Below are 6,773 nucleotides of genomic sequence, written 5' to 3'. Positions count from 1 at the left end.
CACCAGCCTACGGCTCGCGCCGCGCGGACCCGATCCCGAGCCGCCGCGCCGCCTCGGCGATCCGCACGAAATCGGCCGTGGTGAGCTGCTCCCCCCGGGCCCTGGGGTCGACGTCGGCCTCGACCAGGGCGAGCTCGGCGTCCGCGGGCGACCCCGCCCAGCCGGACAGCGCCGCGCGCAGGGTCTTGCGGCGCTGGGCGAACGCGGCGTCGGCCACCGCGAACACCCGGCGGCGGTGCGCCTGCCCCAGGTCCCACGGCGGGGTCTCGTAGGCGTCGATCCGCACCAGCCCCGACTCGACGTTGGGGACGGGCCAGAAGACGTTGCGGCCCACGGTCCCGGTGCGGCGGACGGTGCCGAAGAACCCGGCCTTGACGCTCGGCACCCCGTAGACGCGGGATCCCGGGGGCGCGGCCAGCCTGTCCGCCACCTCGAGCTGCACCATCACCAGGGCGGTCCGCAGGGTGGGGACCTCGGCGAGCAGGTGCAGCAGCACGGGCACGGAGATGTTGTAGGGCAGGTTGGCCACGAGCGCGGTCGGCGCCGGCGAACCCAGGTCGGCGCCGCGCACGGCCATGGCGTCGGCCGTCACCACGGTGAGGTTGCCCGCGAGCTCCGGGGCGCGCTCGGCCACGGTCCGGGGCAGCCGCCCGGCCAGGACGGGGTCGATCTCGATAGCCACGACCCGGCCGGCGGCGTCCAGCAGCGGCAGGGTCAGCGAGCCGAGGCCCGGGCCGACCTCCACCACGGTGTCGCCGCGCCCGACGCCCGAGGACACCACGATCCGGCGGACCGTGTTGGCGTCGTGGACGAAGTTCTGCCCGAGCGTCTTGGTGGGCTTGACGCCCAACTCCTCGGCGAGCGCGCGCACCTCCTGGGGACCGAGTGGAACGGCCTGCCCGCGGAAGGTCGCGTCCGGACCGGTCAGCGCAGGCCCAGCTTCGAGGTGCAGGCGGGCCAGGCGCCCCAGCCCTGCGAGGCCCGGACCTTCTCCGCGATCGCGATCTGCTGCTCCCGCGTGGCCAGGTGGGCGCTGGGCGCGTACTGCCCGCCGCCGTGGCCGGACCACGTGCCGGCGGCGAACTGCAGGCCGCCGGAGTAGCCGTTACCGGTGTTGATGGCCCAGTTGCCGCCCGACTCGCACTGGGCGATCGAGTCCCACACGCCGCCGTTCGACACGACGGGCGCGGCGGGCTTGGGCTTGGTGCCGAGCCGCACGGCCGCCGGGCGGGCCTCGGTGAGGACCCTCTCCGTGCCGCGGGCGCGCTCGGTCTCGACGCCGTTGACGCGGGTCACGGTGTAGGCGACCTCGCGCTCACCCGGGGTGCCGGGCTCCACCACCGTGCGTTCGCCCTCGAGCGACTCCGGGTCCTCGGTGACGGTCTCGGGGGCCTGGAACTGCTCGACCTGGGACTCCTGGCCCACGGCCACCCGGGTGATGGTGACCTGGGTGCCGGGGGCGGCGGGGGCGTCGGCGGCGGGCTCGACGGTGTCCAGCGGGCCGAGCGTGATGCCGGCGCGCACGAGGTACTCACCGACGGTGCCGCCGGGCGAGGCGATCGGGGCGGCCGGGCCGCCGCCGTCGGACAGCAGCAGCTCGCGGGGGGTCACCACGCTCACCCGGGCGCCGTCGAGCGGGACCTCGGCGTCGATGCGGGGGGTGACGTAGCTGCGGGGCGGGACGTCGCCGCGCTCGGCAATGAGGTCGGCGACGGTGGTGGCGGTGGTCCAGACCTGCTCCGCGCGGCCGTCGACCTCGATCGCCACGGGTCGCGCGCGTCGCAGGGTGACGGTGTCGCCGTCGTCGAGGCGGTCGCCGGGCGCCAGCACCACGTCGCGCTCGTCGACGCCGTACCCGGCCTCCTCGAGGGCCGTCCGCACGTCGGAGGTGAAGGTGACCAGGTCGACCCGCGAGCCGTCCACGTCGAGCGTGTACTCCGTGCGCTGGTCCAGCGCGGCGACGCCGCCCACCACGAGGGTGGCGAGCATGCCGGCCACGGACAACCGCAGCATGGTCGAGCGGGAGCGGTGGATGCGGTGGACCGGGGTGAGCAGGCCCTTGGTGCCGGGCCCGGTACCCGTGGGGATGTCGGTCCGTGCGTCGTCAACCACTGGTCGGTTCTCTCCTCGCGTCGAGCGCCGGCGCCCCTACGGGCGTCCGCGTTTCATCACGATAGCGTAACGAGTCGGCGCCGCCACGGCAATGTGACGCTGCTGACGTGCGACGACGACGAGGAGGTCGGATCACGTTTCGTTACAATCCCCCCTTCCGGCCCACGAGTCCCACGGGCCCCACCGGCGGGTGCCCGTCAGACGGTCAGGCCGAAGACCGCGCGGGCGGTGTCGGCGACCTCCGCGACGAGGTCCTCCGGCGTCTGCCGCCGAACCTCGGCGATCGCGCGGGCGGTGTACCCCACCAGGCCCGGCTCGTTGCGGGCGCCGCGGAACGGCTCGGGCGCCATGTAGGGGGCGTCGGTCTCCACCAGGAGCTGCCCGGCGGGGGCCAGGCGCGCGGCGTCGCGCAGGTGCTCGTTGGCCCTGAAGGTGACGTTCCCGGTGAAGGACAGCACGTAACCGCGGTCCAGCGCCTCGCGCGCGACGTCCAGCGGCGAGGAGAAGCAGTGCAGCATGACGGCGGGGACGCCGGATCCGGGTCCCGCGACCTCCGCCAGGACGCGCAGCAGGTCGTCGTCGGCCTCGCGGTTGTGGATCATCAGGCACTTGCCCAGCTCGGCGGCGAGCCCGGCGTGCCAGCGCAGCGACTCCTCCTGCTCGGCCGGGTCGGCGCAGCCGTCCATCCTGCCCACCCAGTAGTGGTCGAGGCCGGTCTCCCCCACCGCCACCACCCGGGGGTGCGCGGCCAGCTCGCGGAGGCGGTCGCGCACGGCGGGGCCGGTGACCGGGTCGGTGACCTCGCGGGCGCGGGTGGGGTGCACGGCGACCGCGGCGTGGACCCGCTCGTCGGACTCGGCGGCGGCCACCGCGGCCTCCGACTCGGCCAGATCGTCGCCCACGGTCACCAGCGCCTCGACCCCGGCCAGGGCGGCCCGGTCGGCGGCGGCCCGGACCTCGTCGGCGGTGCGGTGCCCACACGAGTAGAGGTGCGTGTGGGCGTCGACCAGGCCGGGCAGCGGCCCGGGCAGGACGGGGGTCGGGCGGGGTTTGCGCTTACCCATTCTGAGAGGTCAGTCCCGCCGGATCGGTGCCCAGCCCGGGCCGGTCTCGGCCAGCTCCGGGTCCACCTTGGCGAACAGCGGGCTCGGCTTGGGCAGGGGCGTGCCGGGGGCGATCGGTGACCGCGCCCAGGTGGCCTGCTCGGAGGCGTAGTCGCCCATGATCACCGGGTAGCTGCGGCCGGCCTCGGGTACGCCCACCCCGGCCACCTCGACGGGCATGTCGTCGGTGACCTCGCGGACCTGCGGCGCCGCCGCCCACACGCCCTGCCCGCCGATCGCGCCGTGGATCTGCTGCGCGGCCGACGGCAGGTACGGGGTGAGCAGGGTGTTGGCGTCGGAGACCACCTGCAGGGCGGTGTGCAGCACGGTGCCCAGGCGCTCCCGCTGGTCCGGCTCCTTGGCCAGCTTCCACGGCTCGGTGGCGGCGATGTAGCGGTTGGCGGCGCCCACGATCCGCATGGCCTCGGAGACGCCGGCCTTGAACCGGGAGCGCTCGAGGTGGGCGCCGACGGTGGCGAAGGCAGCCTCCGCCTCGCGCAGCAGGTCCGCGTCCACCTGGGCGAGGGTCCCCGGGCGCGGGATCTCACCGAAGTTCTTGTGCGCCATCGACACGGTGCGGTTGACCAGGTTGCCCCAGCCGCCCACCAGCTCGGCGTTGGTGCGGCGCACGTACTCGTCCCACGTGAAGTCGGTGTCCTGGTTCTCCGGCCCGGCGACGGAGATGAAGTACCGGAGGGCGTCGGGGCCGAACTCGGCGAGGAAGTCGCGGACGTAGATCACGACGCCGCGCGAGGACGAGAACTTGGACCCCGACATCGTGAGGAACTCGGAGGAGACCACCTCGGTGGGCAGGTTGAGGGCGCCGAGCGCGCCCGGCTCGCCGCCGCGCGCGCCCCGGCCGTCGTAGCCGATGAGCTCGGCCGGCCAGATCTGCGAGTGGAAGGTGATGTTGTCCTTGCCCATGAAGTAGTGGGAGACCGCCTCGGGGTCCGTCCACCACTTGCGCCAGGCCTCGGGCTCGCCGGAGCGCCAGGCCCACTCGATCGACGCGGACAGGTAGCCCACCACGGCGTCAAACCAGACGTAGAGCTTCTTGTCGCCGCGGTCCTCCCAGCCCTCGACGGGGATCGGGATGCCCCAGTCGATGTCGCGGCTCATGGCGCGCGGGCGCAGGTCCTCGAGCAGGTTGAGCGAGAACTTGAGGACGTTGGGCCGCCAGTCCTTGCGCCCCTTGAGCCAGTCCCCCAGCGAATCCGCCAGGGCGGGAAGGTCGAGGAACCAGTGCTCGGTCTCGATGAACTTCGGCGTCTCGCCGTTGATCTTGGAGACCGGGTTCTTCAGGTCCGCCGGGTCGAGCTGGTTGCCGCAGTTGTCGCACTGGTCGCCGCGGGCGCCGTCGTCGCCGCAGATCGGGCACGTGCCCTCGATGTACCGGTCCGGCAGCGTGCGGCCCGTCGACGGGCTCACCGCACCGGTGGTGGTCTTGGCCACCATGTACCCGTTGCGGTGCAGGCCGCGGAACAGCTCCTGGACCACGGCGTAGTGGTTGCGGGTGGTGGTGCGGGTGAACAGGTCGTAGCTCAGGCCCAGCCCCGCGAGGTCGTCCACGATCACCCGGTTGTACCGGTCCGCGAGGGACTGGACCGACACGCCCTCCTTCTCCGCCTGCACGAGCAGCGGCGTGCCGTGCTCGTCGGTGCCCGAGACCATGAGCACGTCGTTGCCCGCCATCCGCTGGTAGCGGGAGAAGACGTCCGACGGCACCCCGAACCCCGAGACGTGTCCGATGTGCCGGGGGCCGTTCGCGTACGGCCATGCGACCGCGGTGAGGACTGTCTTCGCCATGCGTCCCAGAGTAGTGGTCTCGGCCCGCAGAACCCGAGTCAGGCGCTCTCGGCCGCCGGATCGTGCGAGAGCGACTTGTGGATGGACACGCACAGGGCGATGAGCACCAGGACGAACGGCGACGCCGCGATGATGGTCATGTTCTGCAGACTCGACAGCGCGTTGCCGCCCCCGTCACCCGCCACGAGCATGATGATCGCCACCGCCGCGGTGAACGTGCCCATCAGCATGACGATCCAGCGGGACGGTTCCTCGATCCCGTGCTGGACCATGCCGCCCATGACGATCGACGCGGAGTCGGCGGAGGTGATGAAGAAGACGGCGATGAGCGCCATCGCGAGCACCATGAGCACCGGCGCGAGCGGGAGCTCGCGGAGCAGGTTGAACAGCTGCGGTTCGAGGGATCCGTCGCCGAAGACGCTCCGCCCGGCGTCCTCGAGGTACAGGGCGAACCCGCCGAAGATCGAGAACCACAGCACCGACAGGGTGCTGGGGATGAGGACCACCCCCACGATGAACTCGCGGACCGTGCGCCCCCGGCTGATCCGGGCGAGGAACATGCCCACGAAGGGCGACCAGGAGATCCACCACGCCCAGTAGAAGACCGTCCAGCCGGACAGCCACTCCGCCGCCTCGCCGTTCTCGCTCACCGCGGTCCGGGAGGCCATGTCCAGGAAGTCGGAGAAGTACGCGCCCACCGTGGTGGGGATGAGGTCGAGGATGAAGAAGAGCGCGCCGGAGAAGATCGCCACGAACAGCGCCAGCGAGATCGCCAGCACCAGGTTGATGTTGGACAGGATCCGGACGCCGTTGCCGATGCCGGACGCCGCCGAGGCGAGGAACACCAGGCCCAGCACCACGATGACGCCCACGACGAGCGCGATGCCGCCGCCGTCGACCGCGCCCGTCTCGTTGAGCCCGGCCCGGATCTGCAGCGCGCCGAGGCCGAGCGAGGCCGCCGTCCCGAAGATGGTGGCCACCACCGTGGCCACGTCCAGCACCTTGCCCATCCAGCCGCCCGCCCGCTTCTCCCCGATCAGCGGGACGAACGCCTGCGAGACCAGGTGACCGCGCTTGAACCGGTAGGCGGACAGGGCCAGCGCGAGGCCGACCACGGCGTACATGGACCACGGGTGCAGGGTCCAGTGGAAGGCGGTGGTCGCCATGGCCACGTCGTACTGCTGGTCCTGGCCCGGCGGCGGGGTCTGGAAGTGGGTGAGCGGCTCGGAGACGCCGTAGAACATGAGCCCGATGCCCATGCCGGCGGCGAACATCATGGCGATCCAGGACCGGGTGGAGTACTCCGGCCTCTCGTCGTCGCCGCCCAGCCGGATCCCGCCGAAGCGGGAGAACGCGAGGTAGACGGTGTAGGCCACGACCGTGGTCGCCACGACGATGAACAGCCAGCCCACCGTGTGGACCACCACGTCGAAGGCCTTGCCCGCGGCGCTCTCGAACGACACGGTGTAGAACAGGCCCCACACCACCACGATCAGCGCGATCACGGCGGTGGGGACGAGCACCGCGAGGTCCGCGCGCGGCCGCGCCGCTCGAGTCGAACCCGGGTCGATCTTCTCTGCGCTGGAACTGGACATCCTTTGAACACTGTCAACAACCGGTCGAGAGTGCAAGATAATAAGTTCCTCACCAGCCGGTTCGCGTGCCACCATAGGCGAGTGCCCGGCAGCCCAGTCCCCGTCGCCGGGCTGCTGCGTGCGCTGCGCTCGCGGGCGCGATCGCTCGACCTGGCGC

General features: G+C 72.4%; 5 protein-coding genes. All 5 read right to left on the bottom strand.

Annotation, left to right across the window (positions count from 1 at the left end):
- Positions 1-7: 7 nt before the first annotated feature.
- The 5 genes from rsmA to B4M60_RS02180 all read right to left on the bottom strand — a co-directional run bounded on the left by rsmA (position 8) and on the right by B4M60_RS02180 (position 6,616).
- Positions 8-928 carry a 16S rRNA (adenine(1518)-N(6)/adenine(1519)-N(6))-dimethyltransferase RsmA gene (gene rsmA / locus B4M60_RS02200; protein ID WP_291079868.1) on the bottom strand — a complete coding sequence of 307 codons (921 nt, stop codon included), beginning with the start codon at positions 926-928 and terminating at the stop codon, positions 8-10.
- Positions 925-2,112, bottom strand: a complete 1,188-nt coding sequence (locus tag B4M60_RS02195) for a resuscitation-promoting factor (RefSeq protein ID WP_291079862.1) — start codon at positions 2,110-2,112, stop codon at positions 925-927. Before B4M60_RS02195 ends, rsmA begins: the two co-directional genes overlap by 4 nt.
- A gap of 197 nt (positions 2,113-2,309) precedes the next feature.
- Entirely contained in the window at positions 2,310-3,176 is an 867-nt protein-coding gene (locus B4M60_RS02190; RefSeq protein WP_291079860.1) for a TatD family hydrolase, read from the bottom strand.
- Positions 3,177-3,185: 9 nt separating this feature from the next.
- On the bottom strand, positions 3,186-5,021 hold the full coding sequence (gene metG, locus B4M60_RS02185; RefSeq protein ID WP_291079858.1) for a methionine--tRNA ligase: 1,836 nt from the start codon (positions 5,019-5,021) through the stop codon (positions 3,186-3,188).
- Between the two features lie 38 nt (positions 5,022-5,059).
- Complete coding sequence (locus B4M60_RS02180) at positions 5,060-6,616, bottom strand: BCCT family transporter (protein ID WP_291079856.1); 1,557 nt, start codon at positions 6,614-6,616, stop codon at positions 5,060-5,062.
- Positions 6,617-6,773: the final 157 nt, after the last annotated feature.

The sequence above is a fragment of the Dietzia sp. UBA5065 genome (assembly GCA_002415925.1).
Classification (GTDB): Bacteria; Actinomycetota; Actinomycetes; order Mycobacteriales; family Mycobacteriaceae; genus Dietzia.
Note: the sequence above shows the minus strand (reverse complement) of the source record. Positions and strands in the feature narration are given on the sequence as shown.